Below are 24,272 nucleotides of genomic sequence, written 5' to 3'. Positions count from 1 at the left end.
CTTATGCGTTGGTTGTTCCTGCTGTTGCTGGTTCTCAATGTCTTCTATTACATCTGGCATCAACAAGAGGCCCCGCTGCGTGCGAAAGATGTAACGCCTTTGAGTTTGTATCGAGGATCGCACCAGGATATCCGTTTGCTAAGCGAGGCAGCTGATGCAGGACGTGAGAAGGTAAAGTTGGCGTCGGCCGATAGTGGCTGCCTTTATTTGGGTGGTTTCACCCGTCAGGAGGTCGCCCTGGCAGCTGAGCGCCGACTGGGTAGGATGGATATCAAAGTTCAAGCCTTGCCAAAAGACTCCTCTGATCCGTCTGGCTACTGGCTCCGTGTAGCACCTGAAAGCCGGCGTTTAGTGGATGATCTTCAGTTGCTAAACCTTTCCAAAGAATTCAATGAGTTAAAACATAAAATAATGCCGTGCGAGGGGGTTGCGCCTTCGGAATAGTTTGCATAGAATGGCGCCCGCTTCGCAGTGAAGACCTTTAACGGTCAGCGGTACGAAGCGGTGTCAACGCAGCTAACCTCAGGTTTTTAATGAGAAAATGCTTGACAGAAGGTCGGCATGATATAGAATGCCGGCTCGCTTAGGAGGGGTTCCCGAGCGGCCAAAGGGATCAGACTGTAAATCTGACGTCTACGACTTCGAAGGTTCGAATCCTTCCCCCTCCACCATTTTTAGCGAGAGCTGCAAGCTCCGCGGGTATAGTTTAGTGGTAGAACCTCAGCCTTCCAAGCTGATGATGCGGGTTCGATTCCCGCTACCCGCTCCAAGTTTGCAGGTCCTGCAAAGGCGTTACGCTCTTGTAGCTCAGTTGGTAGAGCACACCCTTGGTAAGGGTGAGGTCAGCGGTTCAAATCCGCTCAAGAGCTCCATATAACAAGGCAGATATGAAAATATCTGCCTTTGTTTTAATGGCTGGTATTACTGTTTAAATCTTCTGCTGGGGGTTGCTTCGATGGCTAAGGAAAAGTTCGAACGTAATAAGCCGCACGTCAACGTAGGCACCATTGGTCACGTAGACCACGGCAAAACTACCCTGACCGCTGCGCTGACCCGTGTCTGCTCCGAGGTTTTCGGTTCGGCAAAGGTTGACTTCGACAAGATCGATAGCGCCCCAGAAGAAAAAGCACGTGGTATCACCATTAACACAGCTCACGTTGAGTACGATTCGGCTGTGCGTCACTACGCACACGTTGACTGTCCAGGTCATGCCGACTACGTAAAGAACATGATTACCGGTGCTGCTCAGATGGATGGCGCTATTCTGGTTTGCTCGGCCGCTGATGGTCCGATGCCGCAAACCCGTGAGCACATCCTGTTGTCCCGTCAGGTTGGCGTTCCGTACATCGTTGTCTTCCTGAACAAGGCTGACATGGTTGACGATGCTGAGCTGTTGGAGCTGGTTGAGATGGAAGTGCGCGATCTGTTGAGCACTTACGATTTCCCAGGCGACGACACTCCTATCATCATTGGTTCGGCGCTGATGGCGTTGAACGGTCAAGACGACAACGAGATGGGTACCACTGCCGTCAAGAAGTTGGTCGAGACGCTGGATACATATATTCCGCAGCCTGAGCGTGCTATTGATAAGCCGTTCCTGATGCCGATCGAGGATGTGTTCTCGATCTCCGGTCGCGGCACTGTTGTGACTGGTCGTGTTGAGCGTGGCATTGTCCGCATTCAGGAAGAAGTTGAGATTGTTGGTCTTCGTGACACTGTCAAAACTACTTGTACTGGTGTTGAGATGTTCCGCAAGCTGCTCGACGAAGGTCGTGCTGGCGAGAACTGCGGCGTTCTGCTGCGCGGTACCAAGCGTGATGATGTCGAGCGTGGCCAGGTTCTGGTCAAGCCGGGCACAGTCAAGCCGCATACCAAGTTCACTGCTGAGGTTTACGTTCTGAGCAAGGAAGAAGGAGGGCGTCATACTCCGTTCTTCAAGGGTTATCGTCCGCAGTTCTACTTCCGTACAACTGATGTGACTGGTAACTGCGAATTGCCAGAAGGCGTTGAAATGGTGATGCCAGGTGACAACATTCAAATGACTGTCACTCTGATCAAAACCATCGCGATGGAAGATGGCTTGCGTTTCGCTATCCGTGAAGGCGGTCGTACCGTCGGCGCTGGTGTCGTAGCCAAAGTTATCGAGTAAATTGTTGTAATGTCTTTTTCGGGCCGGCATAATGGTCGGCCTGATTTTGTTTTAGGTCAGTAGCTCAATTGGCAGAGCGACGGTCTCCAAAACCGTAGGTTGGGGGTTCGATTCCCTCCTGACCTGCCAGATTCACTTGGTGTGTCTGGCTTTCTTTTCACAGGATCTTCATAGATGACTCCTAAAGCTGAAGCTCAAGGCTCTCGCTTCGATCTGCTCAAGTGGCTTGTAGTAGTCGCATTGGTGGTTGTTGGCGTTGTTGGCAATCAGTATTACTCTGCTTCGCCGATCCTGTACCGCGTACTTGCATTGCTCGCCATTGCTGTCGTAGCTGCCTTTGTAGGCCTGCAGACAGTCAAGGGCAAGTCTTTCTTTGTACTGGTTAAGGAAGCTCGCACCGAAATTCGTAAAGTCGTGTGGCCAACTCGCCAAGAAACCACGCAGACCACGCTGATTGTTGTGGCTGTTGTTCTGGTTATGGCGTTGCTGTTGTGGGGGCTTGATTCCCTGCTCGGCTGGCTTGTTTCCTTGATTGTCGGCTAAGGGTGTCCCGTGGCTAAGCGTTGGTACGTTGTGCATGCTTACTCCGGTTACGAGAAGCATGTCATGCGCTCGTTGGTAGAGCGCGTAAAGCTGGCTGGCATGGAAGATGGCTTTGGCGAGATTCTGGTTCCCACTGAAGAAGTGGTTGAAATGCGTAATGGCCAGAAACGCAAAAGCGAGCGCAAATTCTTCCCAGGTTATGTGCTGGTTCAGATGGACATGAATGAGGGTACTTGGCACTTGGTCAAGGATACTCCTCGGGTGATGGGTTTCATCGGTGGTACAGCTGATAAACCTGCGCCGATCACTGATAAAGAGGCAGAAGCGATTCTGCGTCGTGTTGCTGATGGTAGCGACAAGCCGAAGCCGAAGACGTTGTTCGAGCCGGGTGAGTCGGTACGTGTCAATGACGGGCCGTTTGCTGATTTCACTGGCACGGTCGAAGAAGTTAACTACGAAAAGAGCCGGATCCAAGTGGCAGTGCTCATTTTCGGTCGCTCTACTCCGGTAGAGTTAGAGTTCAGTCAGGTCGAAAAGGTCTAGCTGAGCAAGCATCCCAACCCCGCAGCCCTAGGCTGTGGGGTTTTGTCGTCACTGGGATAAACGCGCAAGTAACCGGGGAGCCTTTCGAGGCGTTCGAACCCGTAATTGGAGTGCCTCATGGCCAAGAAGATTACCGCTTACATCAAGCTGCAAGTGAAGGCCGCTCAGGCTAACCCAAGCCCACCTGTTGGTCCTGCTTTGGGTCAGCACGGCGTGAACATCATGGAATTCTGCAAGGCTTTCAACGCCCGTACTCAGGGTATTGAACCAGGTCTGCCGACTCCAGTGATCATCACTGTCTACAGCGACCGTAGCTTCACTTTCGAAACCAAGTCCACCCCTGCTTCGGTTCTGCTGAAGAAGGCTGCTGGTCTGACTAGCGGTTCCGCTCGTCCGAACACCGTTAAGGTTGGCACCGTGACCCGTGCTCAGCTGGAAGAAATCGCGAAAACCAAAAACGCGGATCTGACTGCAGCTGATATGGACGCAGCCGTGCGTACTATCGCCGGTTCTGCTCGTAGCATGGGCCTTAACGTGGAGGGTGTGTAATGGCTAAGTTGACCAAGCGTCAAAAGGCTATCGCCGGCAAAATCGAAGCGGGCAAGTCCTACAACTTTGTAGATGCTGCCGCCCTGCTGGCTGAGCTGTCGACTGTCAAGTTCAGCGAGTCGTTCGACGTTGCTGTAAACCTGGGTGTTGACCCGCGTAAATCTGACCAGGTTGTTCGTAGCGCTACTGTGCTGCCACACGGCACTGGCAAGACCGTTCGCGTAGCTGTGTTCACCCAGGGTCCAGCTGCTGAGGCCGCTCTGGCTGCCGGCGCTGACCGTGTAGGTATGGACGACCTGGCTGCCGAAATGAAAGGCGGCGACCTGAACTATGACGTAGTTATCGCATCCCCGGATGCCATGCGCGTTGTTGGTCAGTTGGGTCAGATCCTGGGCCCGCGCGGCCTGATGCCTAACCCTAAAGTCGGCACCGTAACGCCAGACGTAGCTACCGCGGTTAAAAACGCCAAGGCTGGTCAGGTTCGTTATCGCACCGACAAAAACGGCATCATTCACACCTCCGTTGGCAAAGTCGGCTTTGATGCCGTCAAGCTGAAGGAAAACGTTGAAGCCCTGATCGCTGATCTGAAGCGTATCAAGCCAGCTTCCTCGAAAGGTATTTACGTCAAGCGCGTTACCCTGAGCACCACCATGGGTCCAGGTCTGGTCATCGACCAAGGCTCGCTCGACGCGTAAGACACAGGTTGGCGCAAGCGATTGCGCCAATTGAAAGATTGGGGTCCCTGCCTGGCGGGGGCTATCCAAGACCGTAGGCGACGCAAGTCTTAAACCTCAAGCCTACGCAGATGGTGCTCCCGGTTCCTTACCGAATCAGACACCAAAACGACATCTGGCCTCGGTTGGATGAAACGGTAACAAGCAGGAGTTTTTCCCGTGGCAATTAAACTTGAAGACAAGAAGGCCATCGTCGCTGAAGTCAACAAGGCTGCCCAAGTTGCTCTGTCCGCTGTCGTGGCTGATGCCCGTGGCGTAACAGTAGGCGCTATGACCGGACTCCGTAAAGAGGCTCGTGAAGCTGGCGTTTACGTACGTGTTGTACGTAACACCCTGCTCAAGCGCGCCGTTGCTGGCACTCAATATGACGTGCTCAACGACGTGTTCACTGGCCCGACCTTGATTGCATTCTCCAAAGAACATCCGGGCGCTGCTGCTCGTATCTTCAAAGAGTTCGCAAAAGGTCAGGATAAGTTCGAGATCAAGGCAGCTGCGTTCGAGGGCAAGTTCCTCGCGGCTAATCAGATCGACGTACTGGCAAGCCTGCCGACCCGTGACGAAGCAATTTCTCAGCTGATGAGCGTGATTCAAGGCGCAACCAGCAAATTGGCTCGTACTCTGGCGGCTCTTCGCGACCAGAAAGAAGCCGCTGCAGCCTAAGGCTGAGCGACACCTTTCAGCGTTTATTGTTTATTTCGACGGCCGCGTAGGCTGTCACCCCAATACAGGAATTTATAGTCATGTCTCTGACTAACGACCAAATCATCGAAGCAATCGGCGAAAAATCCGTTCTGGAAATCGTTGAGCTGATCAAGGCCATGGAAGAGAAGTTCGGCGTTTCTGCTGCCGCTGCTTCCGCTGGTCCAGCTGCTGTCGCTGCTGTTGTTGAAGAACAAACTGAATTCAACGTCATGCTGCTGGAAGCTGGCGAGAAGAAAGTTAACGTGATCAAGGCAGTACGTGAACTGACCGGTCTGGGCCTGAAAGAAGCCAAGGCTGTAGTTGACGGCGCTCCTGGCATCGTTCTGGAAGCTGTTTCGAAAGACGCAGCTGACAAAGCCAAAGCCACTCTGGAAGAAGCAGGCGCTAAAGTCGAGCTGAAGTAAGCATCGACTTTGCTCCTCCAGCCCGAGCGTTAAGCGAAAGGCTGATGGCTGGTGGCTCTTGCCACCGGCCTTTTTCCGTTATTGGCAGCCGACTGGGTCGGTGCTGGTAACGAGCTGTAACCACCCGATGCGGTGGCGCAAACCATGGGGTTTGCACGATTTTCTGGCTGCTCCCGTCGGGAGGGGCCAAACAAGCAGGTGACCAAGCTGGGGAACGCTGATGGCTTACTCATATACTGAGAAAAAACGTATCCGCAAGGACTTTAGCAAGTTGCCGGACGTCATGGATGTGCCGTACCTCCTGGCCATCCAGCTGGATTCGTATCGTGAATTCTTGCAAGCGGGAGCGACTAAAGATCAGTTCCGCGACGTGGGCCTGCATGCGGCCTTCAAATCCGTTTTCCCGATCATCAGCTACTCCGGCAATGCTGCGCTGGAGTACGTCGGTTATCGCCTGGGCGAACCGGCATTTGATGTCAAAGAATGCGTATTGCGCGGTGTGACTTACGCCGTACCTTTGCGGGTAAAAGTGCGTCTGATCATTTTCGACAAAGAATCGTCGAACAAAGCGATCAAGGACATTAAAGAGCAAGAAGTCTACATGGGTGAAATCCCCCTGATGACTGAGAACGGTACCTTCGTAATCAACGGTACCGAGCGTGTAATCGTTTCCCAGCTGCACCGTTCCCCGGGCGTGTTCTTCGACCACGACCGTGGCAAGACGCACAGCTCCGGCAAACTGCTGTACTCCGCGCGCATCATTCCTTACCGCGGTTCGTGGCTGGACTTCGAGTTCGACCCGAAAGACTGCGTGTTCGTGCGTATCGACCGTCGTCGCAAGCTGCCTGCATCGGTACTGCTGCGCGCGCTCGGCTATACCACTGAAGAAGTGCTCGACGCGTTCTACACCACCAACGTTTTCCACCTGAGCGGCGAAACCCTCAGTCTGGAACTGATTGCTTCGCGTCTGCGTGGTGAAATCGCTGTTCTTGATATTCAGGATGAGAAGGGCAAGGTCATCGTTGAGGCTGGTCGCCGTATTACTGCGCGCCACATCAACCAGATCGAAAAAGCCGGTCTCAAGACCCTGGAAGTGCCTCTGGACTACGTTCTGGGTCGCACTACAGCCAAGGCCATCGTGCATCCGGCAACCGGCGAAATCCTGGCAGAGTGCAACACCGAGCTGAACACCGAGATCCTGGCGAAAATCGCCAAGGCCCAGGTTGTTCGCATCGAAACTCTGTACACCAACGATATCGACTGCGGTCCGTTTGTCTCCGACACTCTGAAGATCGACTCCACCAGCAACCAATTGGAAGCGCTGGTCGAGATCTATCGCATGATGCGTCCAGGCGAGCCGCCAACCAAAGACGCTGCCGAGACTCTGTTCAACAACCTGTTCTTCAGCCCTGAGCGCTATGACCTGTCTGCGGTCGGCCGGATGAAGTTCAACCGTCGTATCGGTCGTACCGAGATCGAAGGTTCGGGCGTGTTGTGCAAAGAAGACATCGTCGCGGTACTGAAGACTCTGGTCGACATCCGTAACGGTAAAGGCATCGTCGATGACATCGACCACCTGGGTAACCGTCGTGTTCGCTGCGTAGGCGAAATGGCCGAGAACCAGTTCCGCGTTGGCCTGGTACGTGTTGAGCGTGCGGTCAAAGAGCGTCTGTCGATGGCTGAAAGCGAAGGCCTGATGCCGCAAGACCTGATCAACGCCAAGCCAGTGGCTGCGGCGGTGAAAGAGTTCTTCGGTTCCAGCCAGCTTTCCCAGTTCATGGACCAGAACAACCCGCTGTCCGAGATCACCCACAAGCGTCGTGTGTCTGCACTCGGCCCTGGCGGTTTGACTCGTGAGCGTGCTGGCTTTGAAGTTCGTGACGTACACCCGACTCACTATGGTCGTGTATGCCCGATTGAAACGCCGGAAGGTCCGAACATCGGTCTGATCAACTCCCTGGCTGCCTATGCGCGCACCAACCAGTACGGCTTCCTCGAGAGCCCGTACCGTGTGGTGAAAGACGCTCTGGTCACCGACGAGATCGTGTTCCTGTCCGCCATCGAAGAAGCTGATCACGTGATCGCTCAGGCTTCGGCCACGATGAACGACAAGAAAGTCCTGATCGACGAGCTGGTAGCTGTTCGTCACTTGAACGAATTCACCGTCAAGGCGCCTGAAGACGTCACCTTGATGGACGTATCGCCGAAGCAAGTAGTTTCGGTTGCTGCGTCGCTGATCCCGTTCCTCGAGCACGACGACGCCAACCGTGCGTTGATGGGTTCGAACATGCAGCGTCAAGCTGTACCAACTCTGCGCGCTGACAAGCCGCTGGTCGGTACCGGCATGGAGCGTAACGTAGCTCGTGACTCCGGCGTTTGCGTCGTGGCTCGTCGTGGTGGCGTTATCGATTCCGTCGACGCCAGCCGTATCGTGGTTCGAGTTGCTGATGACGAAGTTGAAACCGGCGAAGCTGGTGTCGACATCTACAACCTGACCAAGTACACCCGCTCCAACCAGAACACCTGCATCAACCAGCGTCCGCTGGTGCGTAAAGGTGATCGGGTTCAGCGTAGCGACATCATGGCCGACGGTCCGTCCACCGATATGGGTGAGCTGGCTCTGGGTCAGAACATGCGCATCGCGTTCATGGCATGGAACGGCTTCAACTTCGAAGACTCCATCTGCCTGTCCGAACGTGTGGTTCAGGAAGATCGCTTCACCACGATCCACATTCAGGAACTGACCTGTGTGGCGCGTGACACCAAGCTTGGGCCAGAGGAAATCACTGCAGACATCCCGAACGTGGGTGAAGCTGCACTGAACAAGCTGGACGAAGCCGGTATCGTTTACGTAGGTGCTGAAGTAGGCGCAGGCGACATCCTGGTTGGTAAGGTCACTCCGAAAGGCGAGACCCAGCTGACTCCGGAAGAAAAACTGCTGCGTGCCATCTTCGGTGAAAAAGCCAGCGACGTTAAAGACACCTCCCTGCGCGTGCCTACCGGCACCAAGGGTACCGTCATCGACGTACAGGTCTTCACCCGCGACGGCGTTGAGCGTGATGCTCGTGCACTGTCGATCGAGAAGACTCAACTCGACGAGATCCGCAAGGACCTGAACGAAGAGTTCCGTATCGTTGAAGGCGCCACTTTCGAACGTCTGCGTTCCGCTCTGGTCGGCCACAAAGCCGAAGGCGGCGCCGGCCTGAAGAAAGGTCAGGACATCACCGACGAAGTTCTCGACGGTCTTGAGCATGGTCAGTGGTTCAAACTGCGCATGGCTGAAGATGCTCTGAACGAGCAGCTTGAGAAGGCTCAGGCCTACATCGTTGATCGCCGCCGTCTGCTGGACGACAAGTTCGAAGACAAGAAGCGCAAACTGCAGCAGGGCGATGACCTGGCTCCAGGCGTGCTGAAAATCGTCAAGGTTTACCTGGCAATCCGTCGCCGCATCCAGCCGGGCGACAAGATGGCCGGTCGTCACGGTAACAAGGGTGTGGTCTCCGTGATCATGCCGGTTGAAGACATGCCGCACGATGCCAATGGCACTCCGGTCGACGTCGTCCTCAACCCGTTGGGCGTACCTTCGCGTATGAACGTTGGTCAGATCCTTGAAACCCACCTGGGCCTCGCGGCCAAAGGTCTGGGCGAGAAGATCAACCGGATGATCGAAGAGCAGCGCAAAGTCGCTGAGCTTCGTAAATTCCTCGACGAGATCTACAACCAGATCGGCGGTCGTAACGAAGATCTGGATAGCTTCTCCGACCAGGAAATCCTGGATCTGGCGAAGAACCTGCGTGGCGGCGTTCCAATGGCCACTCCAGTGTTCGACGGCGCCAAGGAAAGCGAAATCAAGGCCATGCTGAAACTGGCAGACCTGCCAGAAAGCGGCCAGATGCAGCTGACCGACGGCCGTACCGGCAACAAGTTCGAGCGCCCGGTTACTGTTGGCTACATGTACATGCTGAAGCTGAACCACTTGGTAGACGACAAGATGCACGCTCGTTCTACCGGTTCGTACAGCCTGGTTACCCAGCAGCCGCTGGGTGGTAAGGCGCAGTTCGGTGGTCAGCGTTTCGGGGAGATGGAGGTCTGGGCACTGGAAGCATACGGTGCTGCTTACACTCTGCAAGAAATGCTCACAGTGAAGTCGGACGATGTGAACGGCCGTACCAAGATGTACAAAAACATCGTGGATGGCGATCACCGTATGGAGCCGGGCATGCCCGAGTCTTTCAACGTGTTGATCAAGGAAATTCGTTCCCTCGGCATCGATATCGATCTGGAAACCGAATAACACGTGACGCGAATCGAGAGCGGGGCAGGATTGCCCGCTCTCTGCTCCGCCAGGAGGAAAGGCCTTGAAAGACCTACTGAATTTGCTGAAAAACCAGGGTCAAGTCGAAGAGTTCGACGCCATCCGTATTGGATTGGCATCGCCTGAGATGATCCGTTCGTGGTCGTTCGGTGAAGTTAAAAAGCCGGAAACCATCAACTACCGTACGTTCAAACCTGAACGTGACGGCCTGTTCTGCGCCAAGATCTTTGGCCCGGTAAAGGATTACGAGTGCCTGTGCGGTAAGTACAAGCGCTTGAAGCACCGTGGCGTGATCTGCGAGAAGTGCGGCGTTGAAGTCGCGCTGGCTAAAGTTCGTCGTGAGCGCATGGCGCACATCGAACTGGCCTCGCCAGTTGCCCACATCTGGTTCTTGAAATCGCTGCCGTCGCGTATCGGCTTGCTGATGGACATGACCCTGCGTGATATCGAACGCGTTCTCTATTTTGAGAGCTATGTCGTTATCGATCCAGGCATGACCACCCTTGAAAAAGGTCAGCTGCTCAACGACGAGCAGTACTTCGAAGCGCTGGAAGAGTTCGGCGACGATTTCGATGCCCGTATGGGTGCCGAAGCTGTCCGTGAACTGCTGCACGCTATCGACCTGGAACACGAGATTGGCCGTCTGCGCGAAGAAATTCCGCAAACCAACTCCGAAACCAAAATCAAAAAGCTGTCCAAGCGTTTGAAGTTGATGGAAGCCTTCCAGGGTTCCGGCAACCTTCCAGAATGGATGGTGCTGACCGTTCTGCCGGTTCTGCCGCCAGATCTGCGTCCACTGGTCCCGCTGGATGGCGGTCGCTTCGCGACTTCCGACCTCAACGATCTGTATCGTCGAGTGATCAACCGTAACAACCGCTTGAAGCGTCTGCTCGATCTGTCCGCTCCGGACATCATCGTGCGCAACGAAAAGCGTATGTTGCAGGAAGCTGTCGATGCACTGCTCGACAACGGTCGTCGTGGCCGCGCTATCACCGGTTCGAACAAGCGTCCTCTGAAATCCCTGGCTGACATGATCAAGGGTAAGCAAGGTCGTTTCCGTCAGAACTTGCTCGGTAAGCGTGTTGACTACTCCGGTCGTTCGGTAATTACCGTAGGTCCGACCCTGCGTCTGCACCAGTGCGGTCTGCCGAAGAAAATGGCCCTCGAGCTGTTCAAGCCGTTCATCTTCGGCAAGCTGGAAATGCGTGGTCTCGCTACCACCATCAAAGCTGCCAAGAAGATGGTCGAGCGCGAGCTGCCAGAGGTTTGGGACGTTCTCGCTGAAGTGATCCGTGAACACCCGGTTCTCCTCAACCGTGCACCGACCCTTCACCGTCTGGGTATCCAGGCGTTTGAACCGGTGCTGATCGAAGGTAAGGCTATCCAGCTGCACCCTCTGGTCTGTGCTGCGTACAACGCCGACTTCGACGGCGACCAAATGGCCGTGCACGTACCGCTGACACTGGAAGCCCAGTTGGAAGCGCGTGCGTTGATGATGTCGACCAACAACATTCTGTCGCCAGCCAACGGTGAGCCAATCATCGTTCCGTCGCAGGACGTTGTATTGGGTCTGTACTACATGACTCGTGAAGCGATCAACGCCAAAGGCGAAGGTCGTGTGTTCGCGGATCTGCAAGAAGTTGACCGTGTGTTCCGTGCCGGCGAAGCCGCACTGCACGCCAAGGTCAAAGTGCGGATCAACGAAACCGTCAACGATCGTGATGGTGGCAGCGTCAAGAACACCCGTATCGTCGACACCACTGTCGGCCGTGCGCTGTTGTTCCAGGTTGTTCCACCTGGCCTGTCATACGACGTCGTCAACCAGCCGATGAAGAAAAAGGCGATCTCCAAGCTGATCAACCAGTGCTACCGCGTGGTTGGTTTGAAAGAGACCGTGATCTTCGCTGACCAGTTGATGTACACCGGTTTTGCTTATTCGACCATCTCCGGCGTTTCCATCGGTGTTAACGACTTCGTTATCCCGGATGAAAAAGCCCGCATCATCGGTGCTGCTACCGACGAAGTGAAAGAGATCGAAAGTCAGTACGCCTCCGGCCTGGTAACCCAGGGCGAGAAGTACAACAAAGTGATCGACCTTTGGTCCAAGGCGAACGACGAAGTTTCCAAGGCGATGATGGCCAACCTCTCGAAAGAGAAAGTCATCGACCGTCATGGCGTCGAAGTCGACCAAGAGTCCTTCAACTCGATGTACATGATGGCCGACTCGGGCGCACGGGGTTCTGCTGCGCAGATCCGTCAGCTCGCCGGTATGCGTGGCCTGATGGCCAAGCCGGACGGTTCCATCATCGAAACGCCGATTACTGCGAACTTCCGTGAAGGTTTGAGCGTACTTCAGTACTTCATCTCCACTCACGGTGCTCGTAAAGGTTTGGCGGATACCGCGTTGAAAACTGCGAACTCCGGTTACCTGACTCGTCGTCTGGTAGACGTGGCGCAGGATCTGGTTGTGACCGAGATCGATTGCGGCACCGAACATGGCCTGGTAATGACTCCGCACATTGAAGGCGGTGACGTTGTCGAGCCGTTGGGCGAGCGCGTATTGGGTCGTGTCATTGCTCGTGACGTGTTCAAGCCAGGTACCGAAGAAATCATCGTTCCTGCCGGCACGCTGGTAGACGAGAAGTGGGTCGAGTTCATCGAGCTGAACAGCATCGACGAAGTGATCGTGCGTTCGCCGATCAGCTGCGAAACCCGCTATGGCATTTGCGCCAAGTGCTACGGCCGTGACTTGGCTCGTGGTCACCAGGTGAACATCGGTGAAGCGGTCGGCGTTATCGCTGCCCAGTCCATCGGTGAGCCGGGTACCCAGCTGACCATGCGTACGTTCCACATCGGTGGTGCGGCAAGCCGGACCTCCGCAGCTGATAGCGTTCAGGTGAAGAATGGCGGTACCGTCCGTCTGCATAACCTGAAACACGTTGAGCGAGTGGATGGTTGCCTGGTTGCTGTGTCCCGTTCCGGTGAGCTGGCGATCGCTGATGACTTCGGTCGTGAGCGCGAGCGTTACAAGCTGCCGTACGGTGCTGTGATTTCGGTTAAAGAAGGTGACAAGGTCGACGCTGGCGCAATCGTGGCCAAGTGGGATCCGCACACTCACCCAATCGTTACCGAAATGAAAGGTACCGTGACCTACGTGGGCATGGAAGAAGGCATCACGATCAAGCGTCAGACTGACGAATTGACCGGTATGACCAACATTGAAGTACTCGACGCCAAAGACCGTCCAGCTGCCGGTAAAGATATCCGTCCTGCTGTGAAGATGGTTGATGACAACGGCAAGGATCTCTTGCTGCCGGGTACCGACGTAATTGCTCAGTACTTCCTGCCTGCTAACGCCCTGGTCGGTGTAGCGGACGGCGCGAAAATCGCGATCGGTGATGTTATCGCTCGTATTCCGCAAGAGACTTCGAAAACCCGTGACATCACCGGTGGTCTGCCGCGTGTTGCCGACTTGTTCGAAGCCCGTCGTCCGAAAGAAGCCTCGATTCTGGCTGAAGTCAGCGGCACCATCGCGTTCGGTAAAGAGACCAAAGGCAAGCGCCGTCTGGTCATTACCCCGAACGACGGTAGCGATCCGTATGAAGAGCTGATTCCGAAGTGGCGTCACCTGAACGTCTTCGAAGGCGAACAGGTAAACCGCGGCGAAGTTATCTCCGACGGCCCAAGCGATCCACACGACATCCTGCGTCTGCTGGGTGTGAGTGCGCTGGCCAAGTACATCGTGAACGAGATCCAGGACGTTTATCGTCTGCAAGGCGTGAAGATCAACGATAAGCACATCGAGACCATCCTGCGTCAGATGCTGCGTAAAGTTGAAATCGCTGAATCCGGCGATTCCAGTTTCATCAAGGGCGACCAGATGGAATTGACTCACGTTCTGGTAGAGAACGAGCGTTTGGCTGGCGACGAGAAATTCGTTTCCAAGTTCACTCGCGTGCTGCTGGGTATCACCAAGGCGTCGTTGTCCACCGAATCGTTCATCTCGGCGGCTTCCTTCCAGGAAACCACTCGCGTACTGACCGAAGCGGCGGTAACCGGCAAGCGCGATTACCTGCGCGGCCTGAAAGAAAACGTAGTCGTGGGTCGTCTGATCCCGGCCGGTACCGGTCTGGCTTATCACAGCGAGCGCAAGCGCCGCCGTGATGCTGACAAACCGTTGCGCGTTAGCGCCAGTGAAGTGGAAGCTGCACTGACCGAAGCACTGAACTCGAGCGGTAACTGAGTTCTGCGGTAAATGAGTGTGGGGCCCCGGTCGTTCCGTTCATCGAATCGAGACAATTTGTCGAGGTTGGATGAGCGGGGAGGTCGGGGCCTTGCCTTGACTGGGGACAAGATCCTCTTTAGACTCTTGTACCCCTAAATTTGGCGGGAATTCGTTCCTGCCATTTTGCTTTTCTTGCAAGACAATAGCGTCGCAAGACAACAGTGGAGCTAGTAGATGGCAACTATCAACCAGCTGGTACGTCAGCCGCGTAAGCGTATCGTCGAGAAATCCGACGTGCCTGCGCTGCAGAACTGCCCGCAACGTCGTGGCGTATGCACCCGTGTGTATACCACCACGCCGAAAAAACCTAACTCGGCACTGCGTAAAGTATGCCGTGTGCGTCTGACCAACGGTTTCGAGGTTTCCTCGTACATCGGCGGTGAAGGCCACAACCTGCAAGAGCACAGCGTGGTACTGATCCGCGGCGGTCGTGTAAAAGACTTGCCAGGTGTTCGTTACCACACCGTACGCGGTTCTTTGGATACTTCCGGCGTTAAAGGTCGTAACCAGGGTCGTTCGAAGTACGGTACCAAGAAGCCTAAGTAGTAGCGGCTTTTTGTAAGAACTGATTTTCTATTTTTCTGAGTCGATAAGAGTAAGGTCGGAGGCGTCCCGAAAGGGCACCGATTCCGAGCGAACCTGAAGACCGTTTGAGGGCTTATCCATGCCAAGAAGACGCGTAGCAGCCAAGCGCGAAGTGCTTGACGATCCAAAATACGGCAGCCAGATCCTGGCCAAGTTCATGAACCACGTAATGGAAAGCGGCAAGAAAGCCGTTGCCGAGCGTATCGTTTATGGCGCGCTGGAAAAGGTTAAAGAACGCAAGAACAGCGATCCCCTGGAAATCTTCGAGAAAGCTCTCGACGCCATCGCTCCGCTGGTCGAAGTAAAGTCGCGCCGTGTAGGCGGTGCTACTTACCAGGTTCCGGTCGAAGTTCGTCCGTCCCGTCGTAACGCTCTGGCAATGCGCTGGTTGGTAGACTTCGCCCGTAAGCGCGGCGAGAAGTCTATGGCTCTGCGTTTGGCTGGCGAACTGTTGGACGCTGCTGAAGGCAAAGGTGCTGCAGTTAAGAAGCGTGAAGACGTGCACCGTATGGCTGAAGCCAACAAGGCTTTCTCGCACTACCGCTTCTAATTTTAGCGTCACTAATTTTGCGAGGGCTTTATGGCTCGTACTACACCGATTAATCGCTACCGTAACATTGGTATCGTTGCTCACGTGGATGCTGGTAAAACCACCACCACCGAGCGCGTCCTTTTTTACACTGGCAAAAGTCACAAAATGGGCGAGGTGCATGACGGCGCCGCGACCACAGACTGGATGGTGCAGGAGCAGGAGCGTGGTATTACCATTACTTCTGCTGCTATTACCGCCTTCTGGCAGGGTTCCGAGAAGCAGCACAAAGACCAGTATCGCTTCAACGTCATCGACACCCCGGGCCACGTTGACTTCACTATTGAAGTTGAGCGTTCCTTGCGTGTTCTCGACGGCGCGGTCGTTGTGTTCTGCGGCACCTCGGGTGTTGAGCCTCAGTCGGAAACCGTATGGCGTCAGGCCAACAAGTACGGCGTTCCACGTCTTGTTTATGTAAACAAGATGGACCGTGCTGGTGCGAACTTCCTGCGCGTGATCGGTCAGATCAAACAGCGTCTGGGTCACACCCCGGTTCCAATCCAGTTGGCTATCGGTTCCGAAGACAACTTCCAGGGTCAGATCGACCTGATGGCTATGGAAGCTGTTTACTGGAATGATTCTGACAAAGGCATGGTTCCAGTTCGCAAGCCTATCCCTGCAGAACTGCAGGAACTGGCTGACGAATGGCGCGGCAATATGGTTGAAGCTGCGGCTGAAGCCAGCGAAGAGCTGATGAACAAGTACCTCGAAGGTGAAGAACTCACCAACGCGGAAATCAAGGCCGCTCTGCGTCAGCGTACTATCGCTGGTGAGATCGTTCTGGCTGTTTGCGGTTCTTCCTTCAAGAACAAGGGTGTTCCCCTGGTTCTCGACGCCGTGATCGACTACCTGCCTGCTCCTTCCGACATTCCTGCCATCAAGGGTACAGACCCGGATGACGAGACCAAGGAAATGGAGCGTCACGCAGACGACAGCGAGCCGTTCTCGGCTCTGGCGTTCAAGATCGCTACCGACCCATTCGTGGGTACCTTGACCTTCGTTCGAGTTTACTCGGGCGTGTTGGCCTCCGGCGACGGCGTGATCAACTCGGTTAAAGGCAAGAAAGAGCGTGTGGGTCGTATGGTGCAAATGCACGCAAACGCCCGTGAAGAAATCAAGGAAGTACGCGCTGGTGACATCGCGGCCTTGATCGGCATGAAGGACGTCACCACTGGTGAGACTTTGTGCAACGCTGACAAGCCAATCATCCTGGTTCGCATGGACTTCCCGGAGCCGGTTATTTCGGTTGCCGTAGAGCCTAAGACCAAGGATGACCAGGAAAAAATGGGTATCGCTCTGGGCAAGCTCGCTCAGGAAGATCCATCTTTCCGCGTCAAGACTGATGAAGAGACTGGTCAAACGATCATCTCCGGCATGGGCGAGTTGCACCTGGACATCCTGGTTGACCGGATGCGCCGTGAGTTCAACGTCGAAGCCAACATCGGTAAGCCACAAGTTTCGTACCGTGAGCGCATCACGAAGAGCTGCGAAATTGAAGGCAAGTTCGTTCGTCAGTCCGGCGGTCGTGGCCAGTTCGGTCACTGCTGGATTCGTTTTGCTCCTGCTGACGAAGGTCAGGAAGGTCTGCAATTCCTGAACGAAGTAGTGGGTGGTGTGGTTCCTAAGGAATACATCCCGGCTATCCAGAAGGGTATCGAAGAGCAGATGAAGAACGGCGTTGTGGCCGGCTATCCGCTAATCGGCCTGAAGGCTACCGTGTTTGATGGTTCTTACCACGACGTCGACTCCAACGAGATGGCGTTTAAGGTGGCTGCTTCCATGGCAACCAAGCAACTGGCCCAGAAGGGCGGTGGTGAGTTGCTTGAGCCGATCATGGCGGTAGAGGTTGTTACACCTGAAGACTATATGGGTGACGTGATGGGCGACCTTAACCGTCGTCGCGGCATGATCCTGGGTATGGAAGACACGGTCTCCGGCAAAGTAATTCGTGCTGAGGTTCCGCTGGGCGAGATGTTCGGTTATGCAACTGACGTCCGTTCCATGTCCCAAGGTCGCGCAAGCTACTCTATGGAATTCAAAAAATACAATACGGCTCCGTCGCACATCGTCGAAACCGTTACCAAAAAACAAGGCTGATTCAGCCCCTTTAGGCTAGGAGTTAATTGTCGTGGCTAAAGAAAAATTTGACCGTACCCTCCCGCACGTCAACGTTGGCACCATCGGTCACGTCGACCACGGTAAAACCACGCTGACCGCTGCTCTGACTCGCGTCTGCTCCGAAGTTTTCGGTTCGGCCGTTGTTGCTTTCGACAAAATCGACAGCGCTCCGGAAGAAAAGGCTCGTGGTATCACCATCAACACCGCGCACGTTGAATACAACTCGCTGATCCGTCACTACGCTCACGTTGACTGCCCAGGTCACGCTGACTACGTGAAGAACATGATCACCGGTGCTGCTCAGATGGACGGCGCTATCCTGGTTTGCTCGGCCGCTGATGGTCCGATGCCACAAACCCGTGAGCACATCCTGCTGTCCCGTCAGGTTGGCGTTCCGTACATCGTTGTCTTCCTGAACAAGGCTGACATGGTTGACGACGCTGAGCTGTTGGAACTGGTTGAGATGGAAGTGCGCGACCTGCTGAGCACTTACGACTTCCCAGGTGACGACACTCCGATCATCATCGGTTCGGCTCTGATGGCTCTGAACGGCCAAGACGACAACGAAATGGGCACCACTGCCGTTCGTAAGCTGGTTGAGACTCTGGACAGCTACATTCCAGATCCAGTTCGCGTTATCGACAAGCCGTTCCTGATGCCAATCGAAGACGTATTCTCGATCTCCGGTCGCGGTACTGTTGTAACTGGCCGTATCGAGCGCGGTATCGTCAAGGTTCAGGATCCACTGGAAATCGTTGGTCTGCGTGACACTACCGTCACCACCTGCACCGGTGTTGAAATGTTCCGTAAGCTGCTCGACGAAGGTCGTGCTGGCGAGAACTGCGGCGTTCTGCTGCGCGGTACCAAGCGTGACGACGTTGAGCGTGGCCAGGTTCTGGTTAAGCCAGGTTCGGTCAAGCCGCACACCAAGTTCGAAGCTGAAGTCTACGTTCTGAGCAAAGAAGAAGGCGGTCGTCACACTCCGTTCTTCAAAGGCTACCGTCCACAGTTCTACTTCCGTACTACTGACGTGACTGGTAACTGCGAACTGCCGGAAGGCGTTGAAATGGTAATGCCGGGCGACAACATCAAAATGGTTGTCACCCTGATCAAGACCATCGCAATGGAAGACGGTCTGCGTTTCGCTATCCGTGAAGGCGGTCGTACCGTCGGCGCTGGCGTCGTAGCCAAAATCATCGAGTAAGCTCTTTTCGAGTTGGCTTTGATGAATTGAAAAAGCCCCCGCTTAGCGGGGGCTTTTTTATTGGGTTGACACCTATATGGGGCGTCTATAGAATTGCGCCTCCTTTTAACGGGCGTATTGCGCTCGGTGGGAATAGCAGCCGGAGTCTGAAATCCAATGCAAAATCAGCAAATCCGTATCAGGTTGAAGGCTTTTGACCATCGCCTGATCGACCAATCCACCCAGGAAATCGTGGAAACCGCGAAACGTACTGGTGCTCAAGTGCGTGGTCCAATTCCACTGCCTACCCGTAAAGAGCGGTTCACCGTTCTGGTCTCCCCGCACGTCAACAAAGACGCGCGTGACCAGTACGAGATCCGTACTCATAAGCGCGTACTGGACATCGTCCAGCCAACGGATAAAACCGTTGATGCTCTTATGAAGCTTGATCTGGCGGCCGGTGTGGAAGTACAGATCAGCCTCGGCTAAGACTCGGTCTTAGTCGTGTAACGCTCTGAAATGGGCGGCCATAGCGGGTGAAAGCCCCGTACACTCATGAGGTTTACAACATGACTATTGGTGTAGTCGGTCGTAAATGCGGTATGACCCGTATTTTCACCGAAGAAGGTGTCTCCATTCCGGTCACGGTCATTGAGATCGAGCCGAATCGCGTCACCCAGTTCAAAACTGAAGAGACCGATGGCTATCGTGCAGTGCAAGTCACTGTAGGCGAGCGTCGTGCTTCGCGTGTTACAGCCGCTCAAGCTGGCCACTTCGCTAAAGCGAACGTTGCCGCTGGTCGTACCGTAATGGAATTCCGCCTTGAAGAAGGCGAGTACCAGGCCGGCGATCTGATCAACGCTGAAATCTTCGCCGCTGGTCAACTGGTTGATGTAACCGGTCAGTCCAAGGGTAAAGGCTTCCAGGGTACGATCAAGCGTTGGAACTTCCGCGGGCAAGATAATACCCACGGTAACTCCGTGTCCCACCGCGTTCCAGGCTCTATCGGCCAGTGCCAGACTCCTGGTCGTGTATTCAAGGGCAAAAAAATGTCCGGTCATATGGGCGCTGAGCGCGTGACCGTGCAGTCCCTCGAAGTAGTGCGCGTGGACGCTGAACGCAATCTGTTGTTGGTCAAGGGCGCTGTTCCTGGCGCTACTGGCGGCAACTTGGTTGTACGTCCAGCAGCCAAGGCTCGCGGTTAAGGGGAAGCTGACATGCAATTAAATGTAAATGACGCTCAAGCGATCGAAGTTTCCGAACTGACATTTGGCGGCGAATTCAACGAGACGCTGGTTCACCAAGCAGTCGTGGCCTACATGGCCGGCGGCCGTCAAGGTAGCAAGCAGCAAAAGACCCGTTCCGACGTTCGTGGTGGCGGTAAGCGCCCATGGCGTCAGAAAGGTACTGGCCGTGCTCGTGCCGGTACTATCCGTAGCCCAATCTGGCGTGGCGGCGGTACCACTTTCGCAGCTCGTCCTCAGGATCACACCCAGAAGCTGAACAAGAAGATGTATCGCGCAGCAATGCGTTCCATCCTTGCTGAGCTGGTGCGTACTGATCGTCTGGTTGTGGTTCAGGACTTCGCTGTTGATGCACCGAAGACCAAAGATCTGCTGAACAAACTGACCGGCATGGGCCTGACTGACGTCTTGATCGTGTCTGAAGTAGTTGATCAGAACCTGTACCTGGCTGCTCGTAACCTGCCACACGTTGATGTACGTGATGTGCAAGGTTCCGATCCAGTTAGTCTGATCGCATACGACAAGGTGTTGATCACCGTGTCGGCCGTGAAGAAATTCGAGGAGCTGCTGGGATGAACCAGGAACGCGTATTTAAAGTTCTGCTTGGCCCGCACGTTTCCGAGAAGGCTACGGTTCTGGCTGACAAGAAAGGCCAGTTCGTTTTCAAGGTTGCAACTGACGCAACCAAGCTGGAAATCAAGAAGGCCGTCGAAAGCCTGTTCAGCGTGAAAGTAGAGCGTGTTACTACCCTGAATGTTCTGGGTAAGAGCAAGCGCACTGCTCGCGGTCTGGGCAAGCGTAATGACTGGAAGAAGGCAGTTATCTCCCTTCAGCCAGGCCAAGATCTCGATTTCAGCAGCAGTGCTGAGTAAGGAAGGGGTGCATCATGGCAATCGTTAAATGCAAACCGACTTCCCCTGGCCGCCGTTTTGTGGTCAAGGTGGTCAACCAGGAGCTGCATAAAGGCGCTCCTCACGCACCGCTGCTCGAGAAAAAATCGAAGACTGGTGGTCGTAACAACAATGGTCGCATTACCACTCGTCACATCGGTGGTGGCCATAAGCAGCATTATCGTCTGGTCGATTTCCGTCGCAACGACAAAGATGGCATCTCTGCCACTGTCGAGCGTATCGAATACGATCCAAACCGTACTGCTCACATCGCTCTGCTGCTGTACGCAGATGGCGAGCGTCGCTACATCATCGCCCCTAAAGGCGTGAGTGCTGGCGACCAGCTGATCGCAGGTGCTTTGGCGCCGATCAAGCCGGGCAACGCTCTGCAACTGCGTAACATTCCAGTTGGTAGCACCGTACACGGCATCGAATTGAAGCCAGGTAAAGGCGCGCAAATCGCTCGTTCCGCTGGTGCTTCGGCTCAGCTGATCGCTCGTGAAGGTGTCTACGTGACCCTGCGTCTGCGTTCTGGTGAGATGCGTAAAGTGCTGGCTGAATGCCGCGCGACCCTGGGTGAAGTCTCGAACTCCGAGCACAGCCTGCGTTCGCTGGGTAAAGCTGGTGCCAAACGCTGGCGTGGCGTTCGCCCAACCGTTCGTGGTGTTGCCATGAACCCGGTTGACCACCCACATGGTGGTGGTGAAGGTCGTACCTCTGGTGGTCGTCATCCGGTATCGCCATGGGGCTTCCCGACTAAGGGCGCGAAGACTCGTGGTAATAAGCGTACCGACAAAATGATCGTCCGTCGTCGCAAGTAAATAGAGGGATACGACAGTGCCACGTTCTCTGAAAAAAGGTCCTTTTATTGATCTTCACCTACTGAAGAAGATCGAAGTGGCGGCGGAAAAGAACGATCGCAAACCAGTTAAAACCTGGTCGCGTCGTTCGATGATCCTGCCACAAATGGTCGGTCTGACCATTGCAGTTCATAACGGTCGTCAACATGTTCCAGTTCTCGTGAACGAAGACATGGTCGGCCACAAACTAGGCGAGTTTGCCGGTACCCGCACATATCGTGGGCACGTGGCAGACAAGAAAGCCAAGCGTTAAGGGGTAAGGAACGATGGAAGTAGCCGCTAAGTTGTCGGGCGCTCGAATCTCCGCCCAGAAAGCCCGCTTGGTCGCCGACCAGATCCGCGGGAAGAAGGTGGGCGAAGCGCTCAACCTGTTGGCTTTCAGCAGTAAGAAAGCCGCCGAGATCATGAAGAAAGTGCTGGAGTCGGCCGTAGCCAACGCCGAGCATAACGAAGGCGCAGACGTTGATGACCTCAAGGTCAGCACCGTTTTCGTCAACGAAGGGCGTTCGCTGAAGCGAATCATGCCACGTGCCAAAGGCCGTGCTGATCGCATCGTCAAGCGGTCTTGCCATATCACTGTCAAGGTTGCTGACAAGTAACGGAGTCGAAGAGATGGGTCAGAAAGTACATCCCATTGGCATTCGCCTGGGAATCGTCAAGGAACACACCTCCGTCTGGTACGCAGACGGTCGGACTTATGCGGACTATTTGTTCGCTGATCTGAAGGTGCGTGAGTATCTCCAAGACAAACTAAAAAGCGCGTCCGTAAGCCGTATCGATATCCATCGTCCGGCTCAAACTGCACGTATCACCATCCACACCGCTCGTCCAGGTATCGTTATCGGGAAGAAAGGTGAAGATGTTGAGAAACTGCGTCAGGACCTGACCAAACAAATGGGTGTGCCTGTGCACATCAATATCGAAGAAATCCGCAAGCCGGAACTCGACGGTATGTTGGTTGCGCAGAGCGTAGCTCAGCAGCTGGAGCGTCGCGTAATGTTCCGTCGCGCTATGAAGCGCGCTGTACAAAACGCCATGCGCATTGGTGCCAAAGGCATCAAAATCCAAGTGAGCGGTCGTCTCGGCGGTGCTGAAATCGCACGTACTGAATGGTATCGCGAAGGTCGTGTGCCACTGCACACCCTGCGTGCCGACATCGACTATGCCAACTACGAAGCTCACACCACTTACGGTGTGATCGGTGTAAAGGTTTGGATCTTCAAAGGCGAAGTAATTGGTGGTCGCCAAGAAGAACTGAAACCACAAGCACCAGCGCCTCGTAAAAAAGCTGCTAAGTAAGGGGTACGCCAAATGTTGCAACCAAAGCGTACGAAGTTCCGCAAGCAGATGACAGGCCACAACCGTGGTCTGGCTCAGCGCGGTAGCAAAGTCAGCTTCGGCGAGTTCGCGCTGAAGTCTGTAGCTCGTGGTCGTCTCACCGCTCGTCAGATCGAGTCAGCGCGTCGTGCTCTGACCCGTCACGTTAAACGTGGCGGCAAGATCTGGATCCGTGTATTCCCGGACAAGCCTATCTCCAAAAAGCCACTCGAAGTTCGGATGGGTAAAGGTAAGGGTAGTGTGGAGTACTGGGTAGCCCAGATTCAGCCAGGCAAAGTCCTGTATGAAATCGAGGGCGTTTCTGAAGAGCTGGCGCGTGAGGCTTTTGCCCTGGCTGCTGCAAAGCTGCCGCTCGCCACCGCTTTTGTTAAACGGACGGTGATGTGATGAAAGCGAATGAACTTCGTGAAAAAGACGCGCCGCAGCTTAACGAGCAACTGCTCGGCCTGCTGCGCGACCAGTTCAATCTGCGCATGCAGAAAGCAACTGGCCAGTTGGGGCAGTCTCACCTGCTCCGGCAAGTTAAGCGTGACATCGCTCGCGTGAAGACTGTGCTCAAACAGCAGGCAGGTAAGTAATCATGGCTGAAGCCGAAAAAACCGTCCGTACGCTGACTGGCCGTGTTGTCAGCGACAAAATGGACAAGACCATCACCGTTCTGATCGAGCGTCGCGTTAAGCACCCGATCTACGGTAAATATGTTAAGCGTTCGACTAAGCTGCACGCGCACGACGAAACCAATCAGTGCCACATCGGCGACAAAGTCACTATTCGTGAAACTCGTCCTTTGGCCAAGACTAAGTCTTGGGCGCTGGTTGATGTTCTCGAACGCGCTGTGGAAGTCTAAGGACTAGGGGTCGGAGAAATTATATGATTCAGACTCAATCCATGCTCGATGTGGCCGATAACTCTGGCGCTCGCCGTGTTATGTGCATCAAGGTGCTGGGTGGCTCCCATCGTCGTTACGCTGGTATCGGTGACATCATCAAAGTTACCGTCAAGGAAGCAATTCCTCGCGGTAAAGTGAAAAAAGGCCAAGTGATGACTGCTGTTGTAGTCCGCACTCGTCACGGCGTACGCCGTGCTGATGGCTCCATTATCCGCTTTGATGGCAACGCTGCTGTTCTTCTGAACAACAAGCAAGAGCCGATCGGCACCCGTATCTTTGGGCCAGTGACCCGTGAACTTCGTACTGAGAAGTTCATGAAGATCGTCTCGCTCGCCCCAGAAGTGCTGTAAGG

26 protein-coding genes and 4 tRNA genes are annotated in these 24,272 nt (G+C 54.7%); all 30 read left to right on the top strand.

Annotated features, from left to right (window positions below):
• Positions 1-3: 3 nt before the first annotated feature.
• The gene (locus RHP74_RS28090) at positions 4-444 is read left to right on the top strand and encodes a hypothetical protein (protein WP_200667143.1); all 441 of its coding nucleotides are present in this window, start codon (positions 4-6) and stop codon (positions 442-444) included.
• A gap of 142 nt (positions 445-586) precedes the next feature.
• Positions 587-671 (top strand) — tRNA-Tyr (locus RHP74_RS28085).
• Between the two features lie 24 nt (positions 672-695).
• A tRNA-Gly gene (locus RHP74_RS28080) sits at positions 696-769 on the top strand.
• A gap of 27 nt (positions 770-796) precedes the next feature.
• Positions 797-872: transfer RNA gene (locus RHP74_RS28075), tRNA-Thr, on the top strand.
• 83 nt (positions 873-955) lie between these two features.
• Positions 956-2,149, top strand: coding sequence for an elongation factor Tu (gene tuf / locus RHP74_RS28070; RefSeq protein WP_010467251.1), 1,194 nt, complete (start codon positions 956-958; stop codon positions 2,147-2,149).
• Positions 2,150-2,202: 53 nt separating this feature from the next.
• Positions 2,203-2,278, top strand: a tRNA-Trp gene (locus tag RHP74_RS28065).
• A 45-nt stretch (positions 2,279-2,323) separates the two neighbouring features.
• Complete coding sequence (secE, locus tag RHP74_RS28060) at positions 2,324-2,692, top strand: preprotein translocase subunit SecE (RefSeq protein WP_154913634.1); 369 nt, start codon at positions 2,324-2,326, stop codon at positions 2,690-2,692.
• A gap of 9 nt (positions 2,693-2,701) precedes the next feature.
• Positions 2,702-3,235 (top strand): transcription termination/antitermination protein NusG, encoded by a 534-nt coding sequence (nusG, locus tag RHP74_RS28055; protein ID WP_007896622.1) that lies wholly within the window; start codon positions 2,702-2,704, stop codon positions 3,233-3,235.
• A 117-nt stretch (positions 3,236-3,352) separates the two neighbouring features.
• Positions 3,353-3,784, top strand: a complete 432-nt coding sequence (rplK, locus tag RHP74_RS28050; protein WP_003210097.1) for a 50S ribosomal protein L11 — start codon at positions 3,353-3,355, stop codon at positions 3,782-3,784.
• Complete coding sequence (gene rplA / locus RHP74_RS28045) at positions 3,784-4,479, top strand: 50S ribosomal protein L1 (RefSeq protein ID WP_007896626.1); 696 nt, start codon at positions 3,784-3,786, stop codon at positions 4,477-4,479. The genes rplK and rplA overlap by 1 nt, the downstream gene beginning before the upstream one ends.
• A 198-nt stretch (positions 4,480-4,677) precedes the next feature.
• A complete protein-coding gene (gene rplJ, locus RHP74_RS28040; RefSeq protein WP_010467255.1) occupies positions 4,678-5,178 on the top strand; it encodes a 50S ribosomal protein L10 in 501 nt (166 codons plus the stop codon).
• An 80-nt stretch (positions 5,179-5,258) separates the two neighbouring features.
• Positions 5,259-5,624 carry a 50S ribosomal protein L7/L12 gene (gene rplL / locus RHP74_RS28035; protein WP_077749256.1) on the top strand — a complete coding sequence of 122 codons (366 nt, stop codon included), beginning with the start codon at positions 5,259-5,261 and terminating at the stop codon, positions 5,622-5,624.
• Positions 5,625-5,844: 220 nt separating this feature from the next.
• Entirely contained in the window at positions 5,845-9,918 is a 4,074-nt protein-coding gene (gene rpoB / locus RHP74_RS28030; RefSeq protein WP_010467260.1) for a DNA-directed RNA polymerase subunit beta, read from the top strand.
• A 64-nt stretch (positions 9,919-9,982) separates the two neighbouring features.
• On the top strand, positions 9,983-14,182 hold the full coding sequence (gene rpoC, locus RHP74_RS28025; RefSeq protein ID WP_007896632.1) for a DNA-directed RNA polymerase subunit beta': 4,200 nt from the start codon (positions 9,983-9,985) through the stop codon (positions 14,180-14,182).
• 216 nt (positions 14,183-14,398) lie between these two features.
• On the top strand, positions 14,399-14,770 hold the full coding sequence (gene rpsL / locus RHP74_RS28020; protein ID WP_002555494.1) for a 30S ribosomal protein S12: 372 nt from the start codon (positions 14,399-14,401) through the stop codon (positions 14,768-14,770).
• A gap of 118 nt (positions 14,771-14,888) precedes the next feature.
• Entirely contained in the window at positions 14,889-15,359 is a 471-nt protein-coding gene (gene rpsG, locus RHP74_RS28015) for a 30S ribosomal protein S7 (protein ID WP_002555493.1), read from the top strand.
• A gap of 30 nt (positions 15,360-15,389) precedes the next feature.
• Positions 15,390-17,495 carry an elongation factor G gene (gene fusA / locus RHP74_RS28010; protein WP_010467261.1) on the top strand — a complete coding sequence of 702 codons (2,106 nt, stop codon included), beginning with the start codon at positions 15,390-15,392 and terminating at the stop codon, positions 17,493-17,495.
• Between the two features lie 31 nt (positions 17,496-17,526).
• The gene (gene tuf / locus RHP74_RS28005) at positions 17,527-18,720 is read left to right on the top strand and encodes an elongation factor Tu (RefSeq protein ID WP_007896660.1); all 1,194 of its coding nucleotides are present in this window, start codon (positions 17,527-17,529) and stop codon (positions 18,718-18,720) included.
• Positions 18,721-18,876: 156 nt separating this feature from the next.
• On the top strand, positions 18,877-19,188 hold the full coding sequence (rpsJ, locus tag RHP74_RS28000; protein WP_003186070.1) for a 30S ribosomal protein S10: 312 nt from the start codon (positions 18,877-18,879) through the stop codon (positions 19,186-19,188).
• 80 nt (positions 19,189-19,268) lie between these two features.
• Positions 19,269-19,904 carry a 50S ribosomal protein L3 gene (gene rplC, locus RHP74_RS27995; protein WP_003186059.1) on the top strand — a complete coding sequence of 212 codons (636 nt, stop codon included), beginning with the start codon at positions 19,269-19,271 and terminating at the stop codon, positions 19,902-19,904.
• 12 nt (positions 19,905-19,916) lie between these two features.
• The gene (gene rplD / locus RHP74_RS27990) at positions 19,917-20,519 is read left to right on the top strand and encodes a 50S ribosomal protein L4 (protein WP_007896707.1); all 603 of its coding nucleotides are present in this window, start codon (positions 19,917-19,919) and stop codon (positions 20,517-20,519) included.
• The gene (gene rplW / locus RHP74_RS27985) at positions 20,516-20,815 is read left to right on the top strand and encodes a 50S ribosomal protein L23 (protein WP_002555488.1); all 300 of its coding nucleotides are present in this window, start codon (positions 20,516-20,518) and stop codon (positions 20,813-20,815) included. The genes rplD and rplW overlap by 4 nt, the downstream gene beginning before the upstream one ends.
• Before the next feature lie 14 nt (positions 20,816-20,829).
• The gene (rplB, locus tag RHP74_RS27980; RefSeq protein ID WP_003176423.1) at positions 20,830-21,654 is read left to right on the top strand and encodes a 50S ribosomal protein L2; all 825 of its coding nucleotides are present in this window, start codon (positions 20,830-20,832) and stop codon (positions 21,652-21,654) included.
• 16 nt (positions 21,655-21,670) lie between these two features.
• Positions 21,671-21,946 carry a 30S ribosomal protein S19 gene (gene rpsS / locus RHP74_RS27975; protein WP_002555486.1) on the top strand — a complete coding sequence of 92 codons (276 nt, stop codon included), beginning with the start codon at positions 21,671-21,673 and terminating at the stop codon, positions 21,944-21,946.
• A 13-nt stretch (positions 21,947-21,959) separates the two neighbouring features.
• Positions 21,960-22,292, top strand: coding sequence for a 50S ribosomal protein L22 (gene rplV, locus RHP74_RS27970; protein WP_003103908.1), 333 nt, complete (start codon positions 21,960-21,962; stop codon positions 22,290-22,292).
• 13 nt (positions 22,293-22,305) lie between these two features.
• Positions 22,306-22,992 (top strand): 30S ribosomal protein S3, encoded by a 687-nt coding sequence (rpsC, locus tag RHP74_RS27965; RefSeq protein WP_003176422.1) that lies wholly within the window; start codon positions 22,306-22,308, stop codon positions 22,990-22,992.
• Positions 22,993-23,004: 12 nt separating this feature from the next.
• Positions 23,005-23,418 carry a 50S ribosomal protein L16 gene (rplP, locus tag RHP74_RS27960; protein WP_007896757.1) on the top strand — a complete coding sequence of 138 codons (414 nt, stop codon included), beginning with the start codon at positions 23,005-23,007 and terminating at the stop codon, positions 23,416-23,418.
• Positions 23,418-23,609, top strand: a complete 192-nt coding sequence (gene rpmC / locus RHP74_RS27955) for a 50S ribosomal protein L29 (protein WP_008030901.1) — start codon at positions 23,418-23,420, stop codon at positions 23,607-23,609. The genes rplP and rpmC overlap by 1 nt, the downstream gene beginning before the upstream one ends.
• 2 nt (positions 23,610-23,611) lie before the next feature.
• Positions 23,612-23,878: a 30S ribosomal protein S17 gene (gene rpsQ, locus RHP74_RS27950; protein WP_003176419.1), complete on the top strand. Its 267-nt coding sequence runs from the start codon at positions 23,612-23,614 to the stop codon at positions 23,876-23,878.
• Positions 23,879-23,901: 23 nt separating this feature from the next.
• Positions 23,902-24,270, top strand: a complete 369-nt coding sequence (rplN, locus tag RHP74_RS27945) for a 50S ribosomal protein L14 (RefSeq protein ID WP_002555479.1) — start codon at positions 23,902-23,904, stop codon at positions 24,268-24,270.
• Positions 24,271-24,272 lie beyond the last annotated feature (2 nt).

The organism is Pseudomonas sp. SG20052, from assembly GCF_031766055.1.
In the GTDB taxonomy this organism is placed as follows: domain Bacteria; phylum Pseudomonadota; class Gammaproteobacteria; order Pseudomonadales; family Pseudomonadaceae; genus Aquipseudomonas; species Aquipseudomonas mandelii.
The sequence above is the reverse complement of the archived record's forward strand: the minus strand, read 5'-3'. Positions and strand labels throughout refer to the sequence as shown.

Coding starts and splice junctions, on each gene's coding strand:
- RHP74_RS28090 (WP_200667143.1), top strand. CDS start 4: ATGCGTTGGTTGTTCCTGCTGTTGCTGGTTCTCAATGTCTTCTATTAC.
- tuf (WP_010467251.1), top strand. CDS start 956: ATGGCTAAGGAAAAGTTCGAACGTAATAAGCCGCACGTCAACGTAGGC.
- secE (WP_154913634.1), top strand. CDS start 2,324: ATGACTCCTAAAGCTGAAGCTCAAGGCTCTCGCTTCGATCTGCTCAAG.
- rplK (WP_003210097.1), top strand. CDS start 3,353: ATGGCCAAGAAGATTACCGCTTACATCAAGCTGCAAGTGAAGGCCGCT.
- rplA (WP_007896626.1), top strand. CDS start 3,784: ATGGCTAAGTTGACCAAGCGTCAAAAGGCTATCGCCGGCAAAATCGAA.
- rplL (WP_077749256.1), top strand. CDS start 5,259: ATGTCTCTGACTAACGACCAAATCATCGAAGCAATCGGCGAAAAATCC.
- rpoB (WP_010467260.1), top strand. CDS start 5,845: ATGGCTTACTCATATACTGAGAAAAAACGTATCCGCAAGGACTTTAGC.
- rpsL (WP_002555494.1), top strand. CDS start 14,399: ATGGCAACTATCAACCAGCTGGTACGTCAGCCGCGTAAGCGTATCGTC.
- rpsG (WP_002555493.1), top strand. CDS start 14,889: ATGCCAAGAAGACGCGTAGCAGCCAAGCGCGAAGTGCTTGACGATCCA.
- fusA (WP_010467261.1), top strand. CDS start 15,390: ATGGCTCGTACTACACCGATTAATCGCTACCGTAACATTGGTATCGTT.
- rpsJ (WP_003186070.1), top strand. CDS start 18,877: ATGCAAAATCAGCAAATCCGTATCAGGTTGAAGGCTTTTGACCATCGC.
- rplC (WP_003186059.1), top strand. CDS start 19,269: ATGACTATTGGTGTAGTCGGTCGTAAATGCGGTATGACCCGTATTTTC.
- rplD (WP_007896707.1), top strand. CDS start 19,917: ATGCAATTAAATGTAAATGACGCTCAAGCGATCGAAGTTTCCGAACTG.
- rplW (WP_002555488.1), top strand. CDS start 20,516: ATGAACCAGGAACGCGTATTTAAAGTTCTGCTTGGCCCGCACGTTTCC.
- rplB (WP_003176423.1), top strand. CDS start 20,830: ATGGCAATCGTTAAATGCAAACCGACTTCCCCTGGCCGCCGTTTTGTG.
- rplV (WP_003103908.1), top strand. CDS start 21,960: ATGGAAGTAGCCGCTAAGTTGTCGGGCGCTCGAATCTCCGCCCAGAAA.
- rpsC (WP_003176422.1), top strand. CDS start 22,306: ATGGGTCAGAAAGTACATCCCATTGGCATTCGCCTGGGAATCGTCAAG.
- rplP (WP_007896757.1), top strand. CDS start 23,005: ATGTTGCAACCAAAGCGTACGAAGTTCCGCAAGCAGATGACAGGCCAC.
- rpmC (WP_008030901.1), top strand. CDS start 23,418: ATGAAAGCGAATGAACTTCGTGAAAAAGACGCGCCGCAGCTTAACGAG.
- rpsQ (WP_003176419.1), top strand. CDS start 23,612: ATGGCTGAAGCCGAAAAAACCGTCCGTACGCTGACTGGCCGTGTTGTC.
- rplN (WP_002555479.1), top strand. CDS start 23,902: ATGATTCAGACTCAATCCATGCTCGATGTGGCCGATAACTCTGGCGCT.